Origin of the sequence: Streptomyces californicus (assembly GCF_000717645.1) — a bacterium.
In the GTDB taxonomy this organism is placed as follows: Bacteria; Actinomycetota; Actinomycetes; order Streptomycetales; family Streptomycetaceae; genus Streptomyces; species Streptomyces californicus.
Map to the genome: position 1 here is coordinate 242,950 of NZ_JNZZ01000004.1, position 18,934 is coordinate 261,883.

17 protein-coding genes are annotated in these 18,934 nt (G+C 71.5%); 8 read left to right on the forward strand and 9 right to left on the reverse strand.

What is annotated here, in order from left to right; all coding sequences use genetic code 11:
• Positions 1 to 227: 227 nt before the first annotated feature.
• The 7 genes from ccsB to hemL all read right to left on the reverse strand — a co-directional run bounded on the left by ccsB (position 228) and on the right by hemL (position 8,499).
• Positions 228 to 1,316 (reverse strand): c-type cytochrome biogenesis protein CcsB, encoded by a 1,089-nt coding sequence (gene ccsB, locus IF19_RS0107750; protein WP_030276234.1) that lies wholly within the window; start codon positions 1,314 to 1,316, stop codon positions 228 to 230.
• Positions 1,313 to 3,232: a cytochrome c biogenesis protein ResB gene (gene resB / locus IF19_RS0107755; RefSeq protein WP_030115708.1), complete on the reverse strand. Its 1,920-nt coding sequence runs from the start codon at positions 3,230 to 3,232 to the stop codon at positions 1,313 to 1,315. The genes ccsB and resB overlap by 4 nt, the downstream gene beginning before the upstream one ends.
• Before the next feature lie 4 nt (positions 3,233 to 3,236).
• Entirely contained in the window at positions 3,237 to 4,019 is a 783-nt protein-coding gene (locus tag IF19_RS0107760) for a cytochrome c biogenesis CcdA family protein (RefSeq protein WP_030115709.1), read from the reverse strand.
• A 4-nt stretch (positions 4,020 to 4,023) separates the two neighbouring features.
• Positions 4,024 to 4,626, reverse strand: coding sequence for a TlpA family protein disulfide reductase (locus IF19_RS0107765; protein ID WP_030115710.1), 603 nt, complete (start codon positions 4,624 to 4,626; stop codon positions 4,024 to 4,026).
• Between the two features lie 67 nt (positions 4,627 to 4,693).
• Positions 4,694 to 5,956 (reverse strand): polysaccharide deacetylase family protein, encoded by a 1,263-nt coding sequence (locus tag IF19_RS0107770; RefSeq protein ID WP_030115711.1) that lies wholly within the window; start codon positions 5,954 to 5,956, stop codon positions 4,694 to 4,696.
• Between the two features lie 555 nt (positions 5,957 to 6,511).
• Positions 6,512 to 7,231 carry a histidine phosphatase family protein gene (locus IF19_RS0107775; RefSeq protein WP_030115712.1) on the reverse strand — a complete coding sequence of 240 codons (720 nt, stop codon included), beginning with the start codon at positions 7,229 to 7,231 and terminating at the stop codon, positions 6,512 to 6,514.
• A complete protein-coding gene (gene hemL / locus IF19_RS0107780) occupies positions 7,228 to 8,499 on the reverse strand; it encodes a glutamate-1-semialdehyde 2,1-aminomutase (RefSeq protein WP_078580505.1) in 1,272 nt (423 codons plus the stop codon). The genes IF19_RS0107775 and hemL overlap by 4 nt, the downstream gene beginning before the upstream one ends.
• Positions 8,500 to 8,830: 331 nt before the next feature.
• Here hemL and IF19_RS0107785 point away from each other — a divergent pair, with 331 nt between their 5' ends.
• On the forward strand, positions 8,831 to 9,415 hold the full coding sequence (locus tag IF19_RS0107785) for a hypothetical protein (RefSeq protein WP_078580496.1): 585 nt from the start codon (positions 8,831 to 8,833) through the stop codon (positions 9,413 to 9,415).
• Between the two features lie 291 nt (positions 9,416 to 9,706).
• On the opposite strand, the gene IF19_RS0107790 is transcribed toward IF19_RS0107785, so the two are convergent.
• A complete protein-coding gene (locus tag IF19_RS0107790) occupies positions 9,707 to 10,291 on the reverse strand; it encodes a TIGR03086 family metal-binding protein (protein ID WP_030115715.1) in 585 nt (194 codons plus the stop codon).
• A gap of 105 nt (positions 10,292 to 10,396) precedes the next feature.
• Between IF19_RS0107790 and IF19_RS0107795 the strand changes: the two genes are divergently transcribed.
• The 4 genes from IF19_RS0107795 to IF19_RS0107810 all read left to right on the forward strand — a co-directional run bounded on the left by IF19_RS0107795 (position 10,397) and on the right by IF19_RS0107810 (position 13,768).
• Positions 10,397 to 11,281, forward strand: a complete 885-nt coding sequence (locus IF19_RS0107795; protein ID WP_050493718.1) for a helix-turn-helix domain-containing protein — start codon at positions 10,397 to 10,399, stop codon at positions 11,279 to 11,281.
• Positions 11,282 to 11,285: 4 nt separating this feature from the next.
• Positions 11,286 to 12,020 carry a Mut7-C RNAse domain-containing protein gene (locus IF19_RS0107800; RefSeq protein ID WP_030115717.1) on the forward strand — a complete coding sequence of 245 codons (735 nt, stop codon included), beginning with the start codon at positions 11,286 to 11,288 and terminating at the stop codon, positions 12,018 to 12,020.
• Between the two features lie 260 nt (positions 12,021 to 12,280).
• Positions 12,281 to 13,039 (forward strand): SDR family NAD(P)-dependent oxidoreductase, encoded by a 759-nt coding sequence (locus IF19_RS0107805; protein WP_030115718.1) that lies wholly within the window; start codon positions 12,281 to 12,283, stop codon positions 13,037 to 13,039.
• Positions 13,040 to 13,150: 111 nt separating this feature from the next.
• Positions 13,151 to 13,768, forward strand: a complete 618-nt coding sequence (locus IF19_RS0107810) for a dihydrofolate reductase family protein (RefSeq protein WP_030276238.1) — start codon at positions 13,151 to 13,153, stop codon at positions 13,766 to 13,768.
• Between the two features lie 30 nt (positions 13,769 to 13,798).
• Here IF19_RS0107810 and IF19_RS0107815 read toward each other — a convergent pair whose 3' ends face one another.
• A complete protein-coding gene (locus IF19_RS0107815) occupies positions 13,799 to 14,992 on the reverse strand; it encodes an RtcB family protein (protein WP_030115720.1) in 1,194 nt (397 codons plus the stop codon).
• Between the two features lie 163 nt (positions 14,993 to 15,155).
• Between IF19_RS0107815 and IF19_RS0107820 the strand changes: the two genes are divergently transcribed.
• From IF19_RS0107820 to IF19_RS0107830, 3 genes are all read left to right on the forward strand, one after another.
• Positions 15,156 to 16,058 carry a hypothetical protein gene (locus IF19_RS0107820; RefSeq protein ID WP_030115721.1) on the forward strand — a complete coding sequence of 301 codons (903 nt, stop codon included), beginning with the start codon at positions 15,156 to 15,158 and terminating at the stop codon, positions 16,056 to 16,058.
• A 196-nt stretch (positions 16,059 to 16,254) separates the two neighbouring features.
• Positions 16,255 to 17,112: a hypothetical protein gene (locus tag IF19_RS0107825; RefSeq protein ID WP_030115722.1), complete on the forward strand. Its 858-nt coding sequence runs from the start codon at positions 16,255 to 16,257 to the stop codon at positions 17,110 to 17,112.
• Positions 17,113 to 17,326: 214 nt separating this feature from the next.
• Complete coding sequence (locus tag IF19_RS0107830) at positions 17,327 to 18,865, forward strand: DUF2637 domain-containing protein (protein ID WP_030115723.1); 1,539 nt, start codon at positions 17,327 to 17,329, stop codon at positions 18,863 to 18,865.
• Positions 18,866 to 18,934 lie beyond the last annotated feature (69 nt).

Consider the following 18,934-nt stretch of genomic DNA (forward strand, 5'->3'; position numbering starts at 1 on the left):
CCGCGCACACACCTCGGCCCCCGGACGTTGTGCCGTCCGGGGGCCGAGGGCGTGTCCGGCGGATCAGGATCGGATGGGCCGCGGCGTCTGGTGCGGTGCATCGCAAGGCGCTGGAACGCCTGCATCGCGGAGCGATTCGGGCGTTTCGGCAACGCCGCGAGGTGCCGTTCCAGGCGTCGCGGCCCCGATCAAGATTCGTCGGACGCGCCCTGAGCGTGTCCGGCGGATCAGACTCCGGCGTAGGAGTGCAGGCCGGAGACGAAGATGTTCACGCCGTAGTAGTTGAACAGCCAGCAGGCGAAGGCGATGAGGGCCAGGTAGGCGGCCTTGCGGCCCTTCCAGCCGGCGGTGGCGCGGGCGTGCAGGTAGGCGGCGTACGCGACCCACGTGATGAAGGACCAGACCTCCTTGGGGTCCCAGCCCCAGTAGCGGCCCCACGCGTCGCCCGCCCAGATCGCGCCCGCGATGATCGTGAACGTCCACAGCGGGAAGACCGCCGCGTTGATCCGGTACGAGAACTTGTCGAGCGAGGCGGCCGAGGGCAGCCGCTCCATCACCGAGGAGGCGAACTTCCCGGGCGTGCCGCCCGAGGCGAGCTTGTTCTCGTAGCTGTCGCGGAACAGGTAGAGGATCGTGCCGACCGCGCCGAGGTAGAAGACCGCGCCGCACAGGATCGCGGTGGAGACGTGGATCCACAGCCAGTACGAGTGCAGGGCCGGGACGAGCTGGTCGCTGTCGGTGTAGAGCGTGGTGACCGCGATGCCGAGGTCGAGCAGGACCGTGGTGACCAGCGGGAGGCCGATCCAGCGGACGTTCTTCTTGAACGCGAGCAGCACCAGGTAGGAGCCGACCGCCACCGTGGAGAAGGTGATGGAGAACTCGTACATGTTGGCCCAGGGGGCCCGCTGCACGGACAGCGCGCGGGTGGCGACGCCGCCCGCCTCGACGAGGAAGGCGACCACGGTCAGCGAGACCGCGATACGGCCCCACAGGTCGCCCTTGAAGGTGCCGCCGGCCGCGCCCGGTCCGTCGGGCACGTCGCGGGTGCCACTGGCCGAGCGGGTGACGACCTCGGGGCGCTCCAGCACGGCGGTGCCGCCGGCCTGCGTCTTCACGGCGGGGGCCGCCGTACCGGCTGCGGCCTTCGCCGCCGGGGCGGACAGCGCGGCGGCCGTGCGGCCGACCTTGCTGCGGCTGCCGAAGACCCACTCCGCGATGTGCGCGAAGAAGGCCAGGGTGTAGACGGCCATCGACGAATAGATCAGAACGTTGCTGGCGCTCGCCAGACTCTCGTTCGTTGCGGCGGCGAGATTCACTTCTCAGCCCCTTCGGCAGGGTGTACGGGCCGGCTCCCGGCCTCGTTGGTGGCTTCGGGCGCGTCCGGGTCCTGGTCCTGTTCCTGGTCCTGGCCGGCGTGCGGGGTGATCGGCTTCCCGTCGGTGTGCGGGGCGTCGGGGGTGTCGGGCGCGTCTGGGGTGTCGGGCGCGTCCGGTTCCTCCGGGGCGGCCGGGGCGACGGGGGCGGTGGCGACGAGGGCGCCCGACAGCTCGCCCAGCTCCTCGGGGAGCCGGGCGGACTCGCTGCGGCCCAGGCCCGCCATCTCCACGACCGTGACGCCGTCGGCGCCCCGGACGGCCCGGACCCACACGCGGCGGCGCTGGATGAAGAGCGAACCGGCGAGCCCGGCGATGGCGGCGACGGCCCCGCCGAGCGCCCACCCGTTGCCCGGCTGCTGCGAGATCTGGAAGCTGGCCCACTCCTCGGTGCCCTCGTAGGTGATGGAACCGCCGCCGTCCGGCAGGTCCAGCTTCTCGCCGGGCATCAGCATCTTCTTGAGCAGCTCGCCCTTCTCGTCCTTGAACTCCTTCATCTTGGACGTGTCGAGCTGGTAGACGTTCTGCGCGAGCCCGGAGTCGACGCCGAGGGAGCCGTGGTAGGCGCTGAGCGCCAGCACGGGGAAGTCCAGGGCGGGGAACTGCGAGAACATCTGGCCCTTGCCGTGACCGGCGAAGGTCGGCACGAAGAACGCCTTGAAGCCCAGCTGGGTCTTCTCGCCGTTCTTGTCCTTGTAGCCGTCCATGACCTTGATGGCGCCGGACGAGGTGATGTTGTTGTCGATCGGCAGCAGCGGGACGGCGGACCGCGAGACCACCTTGCCCGAACCGTCCCGGACGGTGACGACGGGGGCGTAGCCGTGGGCGATCAGATAGACCTTGGTGCCGTCCACGACGAGCGGTTCGTTGACCTTGATGACGCCGTCGCGGTCCGGGCCGTCGGCCCCCTCCGCGTACGTCACCCGGGCCTCGAAGGTGCGGGGGGTGCCGCGCTGCGGGCCGCTCTTCTCGTACGTGCCGACGAAGTCCTTCAGCACGAAGCTGAACGGGGCCAGCGAGTCGGGGTCGTAGAGCGAGCCGTACTTGATGTTGTCGTACTGGGTCTGGGTGTTGGCGAAGCCGTCGCCCTCCACGATCAGCTTGCCGCCCTCGGACTTGAAGAGCTGTCCGCAGGCGAAGGCCACCAGCATGACGATCAGGGCGATGTGGAAGACCAGGTTCCCGGCCTCGCGCAGGTAGCCCTTCTCGGCGGCGACCGCGTCGCCCGCCTCGTGCACCCGGAAGCGCCGCTTCCGCAGCACCTTCAGGGCCGCCGCGCGGACTTCGTCGGGCTCGGCCTCCGTGCGCCAGGTGGTGTACGCGGGCAGCCGCGTCAGCCGCTTCGGCGCGCCCGGCGGACGGCTGCGGAGCTGGCCGACGAACTGGCCGGTGCGCGGCACGATGCAGCCGATGAGCGAGACGAACAGCAGGATGTAGATCGCGGAGAACCACACCGAGCTGTAGACGTCGAAGAGCTGGAGCTTCTCGTACAGCGGCGTGAGGGTGGTGTGCCGGCCCTTGAACGCCTCCACCTTCATCTCGTCGACGCTGTTCTGCGGGATCAGGGACCCCGGGATCGCGCCGAGCGAGAGCAGGAAGAGCAGGATCAGCGCCACCCGCATCGAGGTGAGCTGCCGCCAGAACCAGCGGACCCACGCGACCACGCCCATCGCGGGCACGCCGCCGGTCTCGGGGCGGTCCTCGCGGGGCGCGGTGGAGAGCCGCTCGCCGGCCGCGCCGTGGGCGGAGTCCTGGGCGGACCCGTCCGGCCCGGGGGCCGAGGCGCTCGTCGCCTCGTCCGCGTCCGTGTCCGCGGGCCGCCGCGTGCCGGTGCTGCCCGTGCTGTTCGCCTTGCTCATGAACTCAGATCCCTACAACGAAGCCGCTGGACCAGCTCTGCATGTGCTGCATGAGCGTGGCCCACACACCGGTCAGCAGCAGGATTCCGGTCACGATCATCATGCCGCCGCCGATCCGCATCACCCATGCGTAGTGGCGCTTGACCCAGCCGAACGCGCCGAGTGCCTTGCGGAAGGCGACCGCGGCCAGGACGAAAGGGACACCGAGTCCGAGACAGTACGCCACGGTCAGGAGCGCGCCGCGTCCGGCGGTGGCGCTCTGGGTCGAGAGCGCCAGCACGGAGGAGAGCGTCGGGCCGATGCACGGGGTCCAGCCGATCCCGAACAGGGCGCCGAGCAGCGGCGCCCCGGCCAGACCGGTCACCGGCCGCTTGTGGAAGCGGAACTCGCGCTGCGTCACGCCCGGCAGGAGCCCCATGAAGAAGACGCCCATGAGGATCATCAGCACGCCGAGGACCTTGTTGAGCACCTCGGCGTGCATCTGGAGCTCTTGGCCGAAGTAGCCGAAGAGCGCGCCGGTGGAGGCGAACACCACGGTGAAGCCGAGGACGAACAGCGCGGCGCCGGCCACCACCCGGCCCCGGCGCGCGTCGGCCAGGTCGGTGCCGCTGATCCCGGTGACGTAACTCAGGTAGCCGGGGACCAGCGGCAGGACGCAGGGGGAGAAGAAGGAGACGAGACCGGCCAGCAGGGCGAGCGGCAGGGCGACCAGGAGCGCCCCGGACAACACGGTGCTGTTCGTCGCGGCGAGCGTGACGGTCTCGTGGTGGGCGGCGAGCGGGATCACCGGGTCACTTCTCCGCGATGATCGGGTCGATCATCTTCCGCAGCTCGTCCCCGTTGAGCGCCTGGAGCGTGCGGGCCGCGATCTTCCCGTCCCGGTCGAGGACCACGGTGGACGGGATGGCCTGCGGGTTCAGGGTGCCCTTGGGGAAGCGGAGGATGAGCTTGCCGTACGGGTCGTAGATGCTCGGGTACTCGACCCCGTAGTCCTTCTCGAAGTTGATCGCCTTGTCGCGCTCGGGGTCGCGGGTGTTTATCCCCACGAACTGGACGCCCTGGCCGGCGGTCTCCTCGGCGACCTTCGCGAAGTACTTCGCCTCCAGGCGGCAGGGGCCGCACCAGGAGCCCCAGACGTTGAGGACGACGACCTTGCCCTTGTGGTCGGAGACGTCGACCGGCTTGCCGTCCAAACCCTCGCCGTCGAGCTTCGGCGCGGCCACCCGGTCCGCCTTGGGAACGGTCGCGACGCCGCCCGTGCCGGTGACGAAGTTGGTGTTGCCGCCGCCGCCCGACTTGGCGCCACCGCCGCACGCGGACAGCGTCAGGGCACCGGCCACGGCGGTGGCGGCGAGCAGGGTGAAGCGGCGTCGGGACGCGCGGCCAAGGCTCATGTGAAAAGTTTCGCATGGCAGTTTCCGGCGATCGGCGCGCCCCCCTCAGTGCCCGTAAAGCCCCTTGTCAAGCCTGTTTAAAGAAGGAGTTCCAGCCACCGGCGGGCGCTTGTCCGACCTCCAGGGAACGGAGCTTGTCGAGCACGGCGGGGTCCTGTGCGTCGAGCCAGTCGACGTACTGGCGGAACGAGACGAGGCGCACGTCCTTCTTGTCCGCCACCTTCTTGATCACTTCTTCGACGGCGTCCATGTAGATGCCGCCGTTCCACTCCTCGAAGTGGTTGCCGATGTAGAAGGGCGCGCGATTCGTCTCGTACGCGCGCTGGAAACCGGCGAGATAGGCGTCGGTGGCCTGCTTGCGCCAGCCGGGATAACGGGAGGGCATGCCCTTGGTCGAATTCTGCGACTGGTTGGCGAGGATGTTGTAGTCCATCGAGAGCACCTCGAAGGAGTGCCCGGGGAACGGCATCGCCTGGAGCGGCAGGTCCCAGACGCCACCGCGCTTGACGGGCCACATCTGGCGGCCGCCGGGCGAACTGGCGTCGTAGCGCCAGCCCAGCTTGCTCGCGGTCGGCAGCAGATTGTCCTGGCCGAGCAGACAGGGGGTGCGGCCGCCGACGAGTTCCTTGCGGTAGTCGAACGGGAGCGGGTCCTCGTCCTCCCAGCCGGTATTGGTCCGCCATTCCGTGACGAACGACACAGCCTGATTGATCTCGCTGTGCCATTGGGCGGGCGTCCACCGCTCGACCGATCCGGAACCGCCGCAGAAATGTCCGTTGAAGTGGGTGCCGATCTCGTGGCCGTCCAGCCACGCCTGACGCACGTACTTCAGCGTGTCCTTGATGTGCGCGTCGGTGAGATAGCCGATGTCGGAGGCGCCGCGCGGGTTGTTCGGCGGGCGGTAGAGGGATTTCTTCGACTCGGGCAGCAGATAGAGCCCGGAGAGGAAGAAGGTCATCGCCGCGTCGTGTTCCTTGGCGAGTTCGAGGAAGCGCGGGAAGAGGCCGTTGCCGACTTCGCCGGCCCCGTCCCAGGAGAAGATCACGAACTGCGGCGGCGTCTGACCCGGTTCGAGGGGGGTGGGCGCCGGCGGCTGGTGGGGCTGCTTGCCGGTGTCGGCGGTCGAGCCGTCGCCGATCGGCCGGACCTTGTTCTTCGGCGCGCCGTTGCCGTTGCCGCTGCCGTTCCCGCCGGTCCCGGCGTCGCCCTTGCCGCCCTGCCCGGACCCTCCGTCACCGGAGGAACCGGAGGTCCCGCATCCGGCGAGCCCGATCGCGGCTGCGGCCCCGAGCCCCGCACCGAGCAGGCCCCTTCGATTGATGTCGCGCATACCGTCCTCATCTGCGGTCGTTTTATATCAAGCCCATACAAACTGCTGAAGGGTTAGATGAGGTGCGTAACACGTCGGTTCCGAACATTTGGGGACTTTCTTTACGCTTTACCTTGCCGATCGTCCGACAGTCCGACCGGACACGGCGCGACGCCTGTACGTGACCCGTACACATATGCGGGCCGCCCCGGGTGAGGGACGCACGGACGGCCCTCGGCAGTTCTGCCGCCGGGCGGCGGATGTGGGGCGGCTTCCCGGAAACGTCGAACTCATGCGCGGGGGCCGTGAACAGGCGCGAGGGAGAGGCGGACGGCTCACGGCTACCCACCACCGGCTTCCGGCTCACAGCGGGCGACTCACGGTTCGCGGCTGTCGGCTGTCGGCTACCGGCTACCGGCTACCGGCTACCGGCTACCGGCTCGCAACGGGCGCCGCACGGGACGGGACCGGCCACCGTTGCTTCGGTGACCGGTCCCGTGATGTCCCCGGACGCCCCGAGGCCCGGGCGGGGCGTCGGGGCGGGAAGAGCGTGCGGCGGGGGCGCGCCGCCGACTGCTACGCGCCGAACGCCTTCGACTGCCCCGGCTTCCCCTTCACCGGCTTCGCCCCGGCCAGCAGATGGGCGGGCACCAGGTCCCGGGCGGGCTCCGAGTAGCCGACCGAGACGATCGTGTCGCCCCGGTAGGTGAAGCTGGTCAGCGAGGCCAGCGTGCACTGCCGCTTGCGCGGGTCGTGCCAGAGCCGGCGGCGCTCCACGAAGGAGCGGAGAATCCAGATCGGGAGCTGGTGGCTGACGCAGACCGCCTCGTGCCCGCGCGCCGCGTCCCGTGCGGTGTCGATCGCGCCCATCATCCGGACGACCTGCTCGACGTACGGCTCACCCCAGGACGGCTTGAACGGGTTGGTGAGGTGCTTCCAGTTGTCCGGCTTGCGCAGCGCGCCGTCGCCGACGCCGAAGGTCTTGCCCTCGAAGACGTTGCCGGCCTCGATCAGCCGGCGGTCGGTGGCCAGCTCCAGGCCGTGTGCCCGGGCGATCGGATCGGCGGTCTCCTGGGCGCGCTCCAGCGGGGAGGCGACGACATGGGTGATGTCGCGCTTCTCCAGGTGCTCGGCGACCCGGTCGGCCATCTTCCGGCCCAGGTCGGAGAGGTGGTAGCCGGGGCGGCGGCCGTAGAGCACGCCGTCCGGGTTGTGCACCTCGCCGTGCCGGACCACGTGGACGACGGTCAGCTGCTCGTCCCGGTTCACGCTCGCGTCACTCCCCTTCTCGCTCATGCGGTGGCCTCCGCCGCGGCGCGGGCGGCGGCGGGCAGGGCGGCGGCGACACGCTCGACCGCCCGCTCGTCGTGGGCCGTGGAGACGAACCACGACTCGAACGCGGAGGGCGGCAGGTAGACGCCCTGCGCCAGCATCGAGTGGAAGAACGCGGTGAAGCGGAAGACGTCCTGCCGCTTGGCGTCCTCGTAGTTCCGCACGGGGCGGTCGGTGAAGAAGACGGAGAACATGTTGCTCGCGGCCGAGACCGTGTGCGCGACGCCCTCCTTGGTGAGCGCGTCGCCCACCAGCGCGCGCAGCTCGGCGGAGACCGCGTCGACCTTCGCGTACGCCGCGTCGTCCAGCAGCCGCAGCTGCGCGAGGCCCGCCGCCGTGGCGACCGGGTTCCCGGAGAGGGTGCCCGCCTGGTAGACCGGGCCCGCCGGGGCGAGGTGCGCCATCACGTCACCGCGTCCGCCGAAGGCCGCGGCGGGGAAGCCGCCGCCCATGACCTTGCCGAAGGTCATCAGGTCGGGCCGGACCCCGTCGACGCCGTACCAGCCGGCCTTCGACGTACGGAAGCCCGTCATGACCTCGTCGGAGATGTACAGCGCCCCATCGGCCGCGCACAGCTCCTTGAGCCCGGCGTTGAAACCGTCCGCCGGCGGGACGACGCCCATGTTGCCGGGCGACGCCTCGGTGATCACACAGGCGATCTCGCCCGGGTGCGCGGCGAAGGCCGCGCGCACCGCGTCCAGGTCGTTGTACGGCAGCACGACCGTGTCCCCGGCCGTGGCGCCGGTGACGCCCGGGGTGTCGGGCAGGCCGAAGGTGGCGAGCCCCGACCCGGCGGCGGCGAGCAGCGCGTCCACATGGCCGTGGTAGCAGCCGGCGAACTTCACGACCTTCGCCCTGCCCGTGAAACCGCGGGCCAGCCGGATCGCCGACATCGTCGCCTCGGTGCCGGAGGAGACCAGCCGCACCTGCTCGACCGGCTCGATCCGCGCCACGATCTCCTCGGCGAGCGCGACCTCGCCCTCACCCGGCGTACCGAAGGAGGTCCCCCGGGCCACCGCCTCCTGGACCGCGGCGACGACCTCGGGGTGGGAGTGGCCGAGAATCATCGGTCCCCACGAGCACACGAGGTCGACGTACTCACGGCCGTCGGCGTCGGTCAGGTACGGACCGGTGCCGGACACCATGAACCGGGGCGTACCGCCCACGGCCCGGAAGGCACGCACGGGAGAGTTCACGCCGCCGGGCGTCACGACGGACGCCCGGTCGAACAGCGACTGCGAAACTGGGGCTTCGTATGAATACGCCACTTTGGTCCTGATCTGCGATTCGGGTATCGGGAGGCCGGGCCGGGAAATCCCTACCAATCTCGGCCACCGGTGAGCAGGGAGCGCGCTCCCCTCGTATCACGAAAGAGCGTCAGCCCCCTCGCGTCTGCGAAACTGGGGCGTCATAGGGAAAGCTCACACATGCCATGGTGTCAGAGGCACGGACGGTCTTGCGGGCAGGTGTTTCACCGCACGCCCGCGGGGGAGGTCACTGACACGATGATCGGGTTGCGCGGCGGGGACTGTGCCTCCTAAGAAGTAGTCGGGTGGATGAGATATGCATCGCGGTGGCGGAGTGGGCGAAGGGACCGACGGCCTGGGGCCCGAGCCTGCCCGTCGAGGGCGGCACCGGCGCAGGACCGAGCGCGCGCAGAGCAGGGGTGCGGAGAGCACACCGCCCCCGGGGACCAGGAGCGGGGGCGGGATGGGGGTGACCTACAAGTACTTCGGTGCTCCGGACGGCGCCACCGCCGCACGGGTGCCCATCTCGATGCGCCCGGAGGAACTCGGCGGTGACGAGCTGGGCATGGGCGGCATGTTCACCAAGATCAAGCCGGAGACCGTGGCGGCCATGGTCCTCACCGGCATCCAGGGCATACCGCTGCACAAGGTCCCCCCGCTGGAACTGGTCGTCCTCCACCCCGACTACGCGGTGGTGAAGCTCCCGATGACCGTGGTCGACCCGCTGCGCGGCGTCGGCGAGGAGTCGGTGGGCGCGGCGGCGTTCATCTGGTCCACGGTCCCCGACCGCGGCGGCCCGCGCGACGCCTTCAACGTCTACCAGCTGCTCCACGAGTGGCAGGACTTCTCCCACCGCCTGCACGACGCGGGGCACCAGGCGTACTGCTTGGTGTGGCCCTGAGCGGACGGGCCCCGGGCGTACTGTCTGGCCCGGCCCCGAGCGGGCGGCCCCCGGGCGGCCGGCCCTCACTCTGAGCCTCTACGCGCGGCCGGGCTCCGGGCTGGCCCTCCACGCGCGGCCAGCCCACCAACTGAGCCCCCACACGCGGGCGGACAGGCCCCGCTCCACAACGGCGTGCCCCGCCCGGGCCGGGCCCACGGCGGACCGTCCTCCGGTGTCAGCCCGGGTCGGGCACCGCCGGCCCGCCCACCGCTCAGCCCGCCGCACCGCCCCGGGCCCCGCCCGCCCCGCTCAGCCCACCGTCGCCCCGCCCGGCGTCCACCCCGGATCGCGCCCCGTCAACGCCAGCAGCCGTTCGAAGGCCGTGGCGTCCTCCCCCACCGGGAACGGCTCGCCGAACACCTTCATCTCGCGGGCCTGCGGAGCCATCGCCGCCAGCCCCGGGCCCACCTCGTCGAGCACGCCCGCATCCGGCACGAAGTCCCCGCCGGTCGCCCGCGCCAGGTCCCAGGCGTGCACGGTCAGGTCGCCGAGCACCATGAGCCCCACCGTCCGCGCCGGCAGCCCCATCCGCCCGGTCGTGCCCTCCTCGGCCCCCGGCGCGCCCCACGCCTCCACCAGCCGGGCGGTCTCCTCACCGAACCGGCCCCGCCAGTCGCCCGTCACGAACTCCGGCTCCTGGCTGAAATCCACGTCCTCGCGGGCCGCGAGCGCCTGGAAGTTCACGACCACCAGGAACAGGTGGTTCAGCAGCGCCCGCACGTCGTACTCCGCGCACGGCGTGGGATCGCCCAGCCGCGCGTCGTCGATGCCCCGCACGACCGGCATCGCCCAGTCCGCGGCGGCCTCCAGCAGTTCACTGATCTTCTGTGTCATGCCGCCACCCTGCGCCGCGCACACCCCGCCGTCTAGAAGAAACACGACAGACGGCCCCTCGCACGTCCCGGCCCCGCCCGCCGGACGCGCCCTAGGATCACGGTCATGACCGAGGGACCCCGCCGCGACACCCGGGGCATCGTCGGCGCCCCGGACCTCTTCGCCCGCGTACGCTTCCGCCGCCGCGAGCCCGCCGCCGCGCTCAGCCCGTACCTGGAGCACTACTGGCTCATCGACTGGGACCTCGCCGAGCCGTACGCCGCCCACGTCGTCCCTCATCCGTCGGTGAACCTGGTCTTCCAGCGGTACGACGACGGGGACGCCCCTCGGGACCGGTCCGGGTACGCCGAGGTGGCGGGCGTCGCCCACGCCCTCTTCACCCGGGAACTGGCCGGGCGCGGCCGGGTCTGCGGGGTCCAGTTCCGGCCCGGCGGCTTCCGCCCGTTCGCGCCGGAGCACGCCGTCGCCGACCTGACCGGACGCCGGGTGGACGCCGCCGACGTGCTCCGTACGCCGCCCCCGGTGGACGCCGTCCTGGACCCGGACGACGAGGACGCCCGGGTCGCCGCCCTGGACGCCTGCCTGCTGGCGCTGGAACCCCGCCCCGACCCCCGGGCGGCTCTCGCGATGGCCGTCGTCGACCGGATCCGTGACGACCGCACCGTGCGCCGGGTGGACGGGCTCGCCCGGGACACCGGGCTCTCCGCACGCTCCCTGCAACGGCTCTTCTCCGCGTACGTCGGCGTCGGCCCCAAATGGGTCATCCTCCGCTACCGCATCCACGAGGCGCTGGAGGCCGCCGCATCCGGCCCGGAGATCGACTGGGCGCGGCTCGCCGCCGACCTCGGCTACAGCGACCAGGCCCATCTGGTGCGGGACTTCACCGCGACGGTGGGCGCCACCCCGACGGCGTTCGCCCCGCACGGACACGCGCCCCCCGCGCGCCCCGGGAAACCCCTGGCAGCCCCTCCCCCGCCGGTGGCATCCTGACCGGGTGAACGGACCCGAGATCACCGTCGAAGTAGCCCCTGAACTGCGACTTTTCGTTCCGCATGAGCGTCGCGGCGGGCCCACGCTCCTCGTCACGGACGGCGCCTCGACCCTCGGCCACGTCATCGAGTCCCTCGGCGTCCCGCTCACCGAAGCCGGCACCCTGCTGGTGAACGGCGCGCCCGTGGCCCGCTCACACGTGCCGGGCCCCGGCGAACACGTCACCGTACGCGCCGTGGAACGCCCCCAGCAGGTCCCCGGCGCGCCCCTGCGCTTCCTCCTCGACGTCCATCTCGGCACGCTGGCCCGCCGGTTGCGGCTGCTGGGCGTCGACGCGGCGTACGAGAGCGAGGACATCGGCGACCCCGCGCTCGCCGCCCTCTCGGCGCGGGAGCGGCGAGTCCTGCTCTCCCGGGACCGGGGGCTGCTGCGCCGCCGCGAGATCTGGGCGGGAGCGTACGTCTACAGCGACCGCCCCAAGGAGCAACTGCGCGACGTCCTCGGCCGTTTCGCCCCCGTCCTGGCCCCGTGGACCCGCTGCACCGCGTGCAACGGCACGCTGGCCGTGGCCGCCAAGGACGCCGTGAGCGGACTGCTGGAGCACGGCACCCAGGAGGCGTACGACGTGTTCGCCCAGTGCGCGGAGTGCGACCGGGTCTACTGGCGCGGCGCCCACCACGGCCACCTGGAGACGATCGTGTCCGAGGCGGTCCGCGAGTTCGGGGGCGCGGCGGCGTAGCGGCGCGCACCGCGCCCGCCCGCCGCGTGCACCCCGGCGCCCACCCCGCGCACCGCGCCCATCCGCCCGCCGCGCGTACAGCGCCCGCCCGGCCCACGCACACCGCACGCCGGGGTGCGCCCGCGCACGGAGGCGGTCCGCGACGCCTGCCTATCCTTGGCCCGTACCGACCAGCAGTGCGCGACACCGGCACGCGGCATCAGTACGCGACCGCAGCACGCGTCAGCAGCACGCATCAGCAGCCCGAGGAGAGATTCGCCATGGCCGCCACCCCCATCGCCGTCGTCACCGGCGCGAGCAGCGGCATCGGCGCCGCCACCGCCCGTACGCTGGCCGCCGAGGGCTTCCGGGTCGTGCTGACCGCCCGCCGCAAGGACCGCGTCGAGGCGCTGGCGGCCGAGCTGAACGAGGCCGGCCACCAGGCGACGGCGTACCAGCTGGACGTCACCGACCGGGCGGCGGTCGACGAGTTCGCCACCGCGTTCCGCACCCTCGCCGTCCTCGTCAACAACGCCGGCGGGGCGCTCGGGGCCGACCCGGTGGCGACCGGCGACCCGGCGGACTGGCGGCAGATGTACGAGACCAATGTCATCGGCACCCTCAACGTCACCCAGGCCCTGCTGCCCGCCCTCACCGCGAGCGGCGACGGCACGATCGTGATCCTCTCCTCCACCGCGGCGCTCGCCGCCTACGAGGGCGGCGGCGGTTACGTGGCGGCCAAGCACGGCGAGCACGTCCTCGCCGAGACCCTGCGGCTGGAGATCGTCGGGACCCCGGTCCGGGTCATCGAGGTGGCCCCCGGCATGGTCAGGACCGAGGAGTTCGCCACCACCCGCTTCCGGGGCGACACGGAGAAGGCAGCCAAGGTCTACGCGGGCGTCGCCGCCCCGCTGACCGCCGAGGACGTGGCGGACACGATCGGCTGGGCCGTCACGCGTCCCAGCCACGTCAACATCGACCTGCTGGTGGTCCGCCCGCGCGCGCAGGCGTCCAACACGAAGGTCCACCGGGAGCTCTGAGCGCGGCGGCCGGCGCCTCCCCCTGCTAGGAAGGGAGCAGGGGGTACGCCCGCCCGCCGGACCGGCGTCCTGCCGGACCCGTCGTCGCACGCACCGAAGGAGCGGTCCACGATGAAGCTGGTGGTGCAGGAGTTCCTGACGCTCGACGGCGTCTCCCAGGGCCCTGGGGCCCCGGACGAGGACACCAGCGACGGGTTCACCCGGGGCGGCTGGTTCGTACCGCATCTGGACGCGGCGTTCGAGCAGGTGGCGGGCGACTGGCTCGGCGAGGCGGACGCCTTCCTCCTGGGCCGGCGTACGTACGAGAACTTCGCCCGGGACTGGCCCCGGATGACCGACCACCCCTTCGCACCCGTCCTCAACGGCCTGCCGAAGTACGTGGCCTCGCACACCCTGACCGAGGCCGGGGCGACCTGGGACCCGACGACGATCCTGACCGGCGACGTCCACGCCCGCGTCGCCGACCTGAAACGCCGCCCGGGCCGCGACCTCCAGGTCCACGGCAGCGCCCGCCTGGCCCAGTCCCTGCTGGCCGCCGGCCTGGTCGACGAACTCCGCCTGGCCATCGCCCCGGTCGTCCTCGGCGAGGGCCGCCGCCTGTTCCCGGACGGCGGCGCCCCCACGGGCCTGCGCCTGACCAGCCACCGGACCACCCCGGCCGGCGTCTCGATCCACATCTTCACCACGACGGGATCACCGGACTACGGCACGTACGGGGGCGGGGCGTAGGGGCCGGGGGCCCACCTGTGCGTCAAGGGCTCAGCCCTTGATGCAGATGACCTGCTTGAGCTTGGCGACGACCTCGACCAGGTCCCGCTGCTGCTCCATGACCTGCTCGATCGGCTTGTACGCGGCCGGGATCTCGTCCAGCACGCCGGAGTCCTTGCGGCACTCGACGCCCTGCGTCTGCTCCTCCAGGTCACGCACGGTGAAGCGTCGCTTGGCCGCGCCCCGGCTCATCCGGCGACCGGCCCCGTGGGAGGCCGAGTTGAACGCCATCTCGTTGCCGAGGCCCTTCACGATGTACGAGCTGGTGCCCATCGAGCCGGGGATGATCCCGTACTCGCCGGAGCCGGCGCGGATCGCTCCCTTGCGGGTGACCAGCAGGTCCGTTCCGTCGTACCGCTCCTCGGCCACGTAGTTGTGGTGGCAGGAGATCTCCTGCTCGAAGACCGGCTTCGCCTTCTTGAACTCCCTGCGGACCACGTCCTTGAAGAGCGCCATCATGATCGCGCGGTTGTACTTGGCGTACTCCTGCGCCCAGTACAGATCGTTCCGGTAGTCCGCCATCTGCGGGGTGTCCGAGATGAAGACCGCGAGGTCCCGGTCGATGATGCCCTGGTTGTGCGGGAGCTTCTGCGCGATGCCGATGTGGTGCTCGGCGAGTTCCTTGCCGATGTTGCGGGAGCCGGAATGGAGCATCAGCCACACCGCCCCATCACTGTCGAGACAGAACTCGATCATGTGATTTCCGGAGCCGAGCGTTCCCATCTGCTTTGTGGCGCGTTCCTGGCGGAATTTGACCGCTTCGGCGATTCCGCCGAACCGCCCCCAGAAGTCGTCCCATCCCGCCGTCGAGAACCCGTGCAGCCGACCCGGGTCCACCGCGTCGTCGTGCATCCCCCGGCCGACCGGGATGGCCTGCTCGATCTTGGAGCGCAGGCGGGACAGGTCGCCGGGGAGGTCGTTCGCGGTGAGGGAGGTCTTCACCGCCGACATTCCGCAGCCGATGTCCACGCCCACCGCCGCCGGGCACACCGCCCCGTGCATCGCGATGACCGAGCCGACCGTCGCGCCCTTGCCGAAGTGGACGTCCGGCATGACGGCGAGGCCCTTGATCCACGGCAGGGTGGAGACGTTGCGCAGCTGCTGCATCGCGCCGTCCTCGACCGTCGCGGGGTCCGCCCACATGCGGATGGGGACCTTCGCCCCCGGTATCTCTACGTACGACATAACTCCTCGATTCCCCCGAAAAGACTGAAAGCGCAATACCGGTGCCAAGGTCGGCAAACCTGTCGGCCGACCGGCGGACACGGCGGCGCGTGCGATACACATTGTGTCCATCGGCCGCCGTCGAGCGGCAACACGTTTTCCGTACCGAAGGGAGCCTGGGACGGTGCGACACAAGGCGTACGTACCCGGCGTCGCACTCCTGGCCGCGCTCGTCGTCGGCGGCTGCAGCGCCGGCGGCGGTGACGCGAACGGCGCCGACAGCAAGCCGGGCACACCGGCGGTCTCGCCCGCACCCCCGGGCCGTTACGCGACCCTGCCCTCACCCTGCCGCGCCGTACCGCGCACCACGCTCAACGACCTGCTGCCGGGCACGGCCGAGCTGCCGCAGGACCAGCGGGAGAAGGTGTTCCGGGGTTCGGCGGCCGTCACGTACGACACCGACCGCAAAGTCGGGTGCAGTTGGAAGGCGGACGCGCCGAACGCCACCCGCAGCCTCGTCATCGACTTCGAGCGCGTCGTCTCGTACGACCCGGCGGTCAGCGACGACGACCGCGCCGACACGGTGTACGAGAAGAGGAAGAAGGCCGCCGGGCTGTCCTCCCCGACGGCGCCCGCAGCGGACGCGGCCGCGACCACCGGAAGCGGGGACAAGGAAGAGGAAGAGGACAAGGAGAAGGGCGAGGGTGGCGGGAAGGCGACGGACACCGCGAGCCCCTCGTCCTCCGCGACCAGCGGCGGCGGCAGCGACGACGCCGCCTCGGACGGCACTCCGGGAAGCGGCACCCCCGGCAGCGGTGACCCCGGCAGCGGCGATCCCGAGGACGCCCTTCCCTCCCGCCTCCTCGACAATCTCGGAGATGCCGCATTCCTCCAGGACCTTCCCAAAGGGGCGGATTCCACCGCGCAGAACCACACGGTGAGCGTGGTGTTCCGCACATCGAACGTGGTCGTGACCGTCCGGTACGCCGAGCAGCCGGCCCTCATCACGCAGCGGCCCGACGGCAGGGAACTCCAGGAGAAGGCGCAGGCACTGGCCCGGAAACTGGCCGAGAAGCTCAGCGAGTAGACGCCCGCCCAGGGGGCCTCACCGGCCGCTTTCCGGCCCCCGCGGGGTTCCCGGCGGCGGCGCGGGCCGGTCGCCGCCCGTCGTACGGTGGCTGTCCGGAAGACGTACCCGCCCGCTACCGAGCCCGCCCGCCCGTACACCGCACGAACCGAGACCTCCCGCACCGAGAGCTCCGTGCCATCCGAGTGAAGGAACCATGCACCGATCTGCCCCGCGCCTGTCCCGCATCCTCGCCTGCGCCGCCGTTCCGGTGATGCTCGTAGCCGTCGGCTGCTCGTCGGACTCCGGCTCCGACGGCAAGAAGAACGCGGGCTCCTCGCCGTCCGGCTCGGCCAGCGCCAAGCCCTCCGAGCCCACCGTCGAGCCGGCGAAGTTCTCCGACCTGCCCGACCCGTGCGGCGCGATCGGGAAGAAGACCGTCGAGGACCTGGTGCCCGACGCCAAGAAGAAGGGCGGCACGGCCGGGCAGTCCAGCGACCTCTCGGCCCGGGGCAGCTGCTCCTGGAACGGTCTGGACGACAAGGGCCTCAAGGGCTCGCAGTACCGCTGGCTTGACGTCGGCCTCACCCGGTTCGATTCGGACCAGGCGCTCGGCAGCGGGGCCGAGCGCGCCACCGCCGACTACACGAAGCAGATCGCCAAGGCCAAGGCCGCCGAGGGCGCCACGAAGGTCGCCGCCGAGGCGACGGCGGGCATCGGCGAGGAGGCCACCGTCGTCACGTACGGCCTCAGCAAGACGGACGAGGACTTCGAGTACGCCACCGTCGTGGCGCGCACCGGCAACGTCGTCGTCACCCTGACGTACAACGGCGCGGGTTTCGCGGGCGGGAAGAAGCCCAGCTCGGCCGACATGGTCGAGGGCGCGCAGAAGGCGGTCAAGGAGGCGATCGGCGCGGTCGAGAAGACCGCCGAGGCCACGCCCCCGGCCAAGGGCGAGGACAAGGACGCCGACAAGGGCACGGAGAAGGCCGGGGACGACGGCAAGAAGGACTCGGCCGACTCCGGGGACGAGGACTCCCCCAAGGAGAAGGCCAAGGCCACGCCCAAGTCGTGACCTGACGCTCCCGCGGATCGCCAAACCGCAGGTCCGGCCCGCGCGTTGGAGAGCCCGACCCCCTCGGGGGCCGGGCTTTCCCCCCTCCCCGCGCAACGAAACTCGTACACATGTGCCAGGCTGTGCCATCGCCGGACGTCTGAGGTTCGGCTGAAAACCAACGCCGGGCGCGGAAGCCGCAGTCGGGCAGCAGAGGTCGGGGAGGGGATCGCGCGTGGCCGCGATGCAGCTGACACGCACGCACCGCATACTCATCGGGGTCGTCATCGCCGGTGCGGTGGTCATCGCCGCGATCGGTTTCGCGGGCTCCTACGCCGCTGTGCGCGAACTCGCGGAGAACAAGGGCTTCGGATCGTTCTCCCTGGTCTTCCCGATAGGCATCGACGCGGGCATCTGCGTCCTGCTCGCGCTGGACCTGCTGCTCACCTGGATGCGCATCCCGTTCCCGTTGCTGCGGCAGACGGCGTGGCTGCTGACCGCCGCGACGATCGCGTTCAACGGGGCCGCCTCCTGGCCGGATCCGCTCGGTACGGCGATGCACGCGGTGATCCCGGTGCTGTTCGTCGTGGCTGTCGAGGCCGCGCGGCACGCGGTGGGCCGGATCGCGGACATCACGGCGGACAAGCACATGGAGGGGGTCCGCCTCACCCGTTGGCTGCTGTCGCCCGTACCGACGTTCAAGCTGTGGCGGCGGATGAAGCTGTGGGAGCTGCGCAGTTACGAGCAGGTCATCAAGCTCGAACAGGACCGGCTGATCTACCAGGCCCGGCTCCAGGCGCGGTTCGGCCGCAACTGGCGGCGCAAGGCCCCGGTCGAGTCGATGATGCCGCTGCGGCTGGCGAAGTACGGCGTCCCGCTGGCCGAGACCGCCCCGGCGGGCCTCGCCGCCGCCGGTATCGAACCGGCGCTGCTGCCGCCGGTCGAGGGCCCACGCCCGAAGGCGGAGCTGCCGTACGAGCCGGGGCAGGGGCGGCCCGGCGACCACGAGCACGGGCGCGAGCAGGGCGACCACGGGCACGAGCAGGCGTACGGGGACGGCCCCGGGCGCGACGACCAGCACCCCCAGCAGCGCCCGCACCCGCATCCGCAGGACCAGCAGCACCCGCAGGAGCAGGGGCTCCAGCAGCACCCGCAGGACCAGCAGCCCCACCAGAGCCAGAACCAGAACCCCCAGCAGTCCCAGCAACCCCACCAGCCGCACCCGCAGGGCCCGTTGCCGCAGCAGCAGGCGCCCGCCGTGCCGCCCACGCACGACAGCCCCTGGTTCGCGACGCAGAAGCTGCCCGACGGTGCCCCGCACCAGAGCGCGTACGACCCGCACCAGGACGGGGGCCTGGAGCACACCCCGGTCCGGGCCCGCGACGAGGCCGGCGTCGAGGCTCACGGGGAAGCTTCCGGGGAGCCCGGTGAGGCCGCCCCCGGCAAGGCCCCGGCCGACGCCGCCGTCCCTGCCGAGCAGACCCCCGTCCCTGCCGAGCACGCCGACGACTCCCCCGCGTACGCCCCCGAGGACGCACCGCAGTTGGAGCAGTGGCCGCAGGAGGACAACGAGTACGCCAACATGGCCTTCAAGTCCTTCAGCGCGTACAAGGACGAGCACGGCGGCGCTCCGGGCCTCGACGACCTGGTGAACCACCTCGCCGAGGACCGCGACGTCCGCCACCCCCACGCCCATCAGCTGCTTCAGCGCCTGTGGCCCGAGTTCGAGCAGGTGTACGCCTCGGAGCGTACGACGGCCGACCAGAGCGCCTGACGCACCGCCCCACGGCGCGACCCGCCCCGCGAACAGCACGGCGCGGTCGGGCCCGTGTCCACGTCCGAC

Coding starts and splice junctions, on each gene's coding strand:
- resB (WP_030115708.1), bottom strand. CDS start 3,232: ATGAGCAAGGCGAACAGCACGGGCAGCACCGGCACGCGGCGGCCCGCG.
- IF19_RS0107765 (WP_030115710.1), bottom strand. CDS start 4,626: ATGAGCCTTGGCCGCGCGTCCCGACGCCGCTTCACCCTGCTCGCCGCC.
- IF19_RS0107770 (WP_030115711.1), bottom strand. CDS start 5,956: ATGCGCGACATCAATCGAAGGGGCCTGCTCGGTGCGGGGCTCGGGGCC.
- IF19_RS0107775 (WP_030115712.1), bottom strand. CDS start 7,231: ATGAGCGAGAAGGGGAGTGACGCGAGCGTGAACCGGGACGAGCAGCTG.
- IF19_RS0107785 (WP_078580496.1), top strand. CDS start 8,831: ATGCATCGCGGTGGCGGAGTGGGCGAAGGGACCGACGGCCTGGGGCCC.
- IF19_RS0107790 (WP_030115715.1), bottom strand. CDS start 10,291: ATGACACAGAAGATCAGTGAACTGCTGGAGGCCGCCGCGGACTGGGCG.
- IF19_RS0107795 (WP_050493718.1), top strand. CDS start 10,397: ATGACCGAGGGACCCCGCCGCGACACCCGGGGCATCGTCGGCGCCCCG.
- IF19_RS0107805 (WP_030115718.1), top strand. CDS start 12,281: ATGGCCGCCACCCCCATCGCCGTCGTCACCGGCGCGAGCAGCGGCATC.
- IF19_RS0107810 (WP_030276238.1), top strand. CDS start 13,151: ATGAAGCTGGTGGTGCAGGAGTTCCTGACGCTCGACGGCGTCTCCCAG.
- IF19_RS0107815 (WP_030115720.1), bottom strand. CDS start 14,992: ATGTCGTACGTAGAGATACCGGGGGCGAAGGTCCCCATCCGCATGTGG.
- IF19_RS0107825 (WP_030115722.1), top strand. CDS start 16,255: ATGCACCGATCTGCCCCGCGCCTGTCCCGCATCCTCGCCTGCGCCGCC.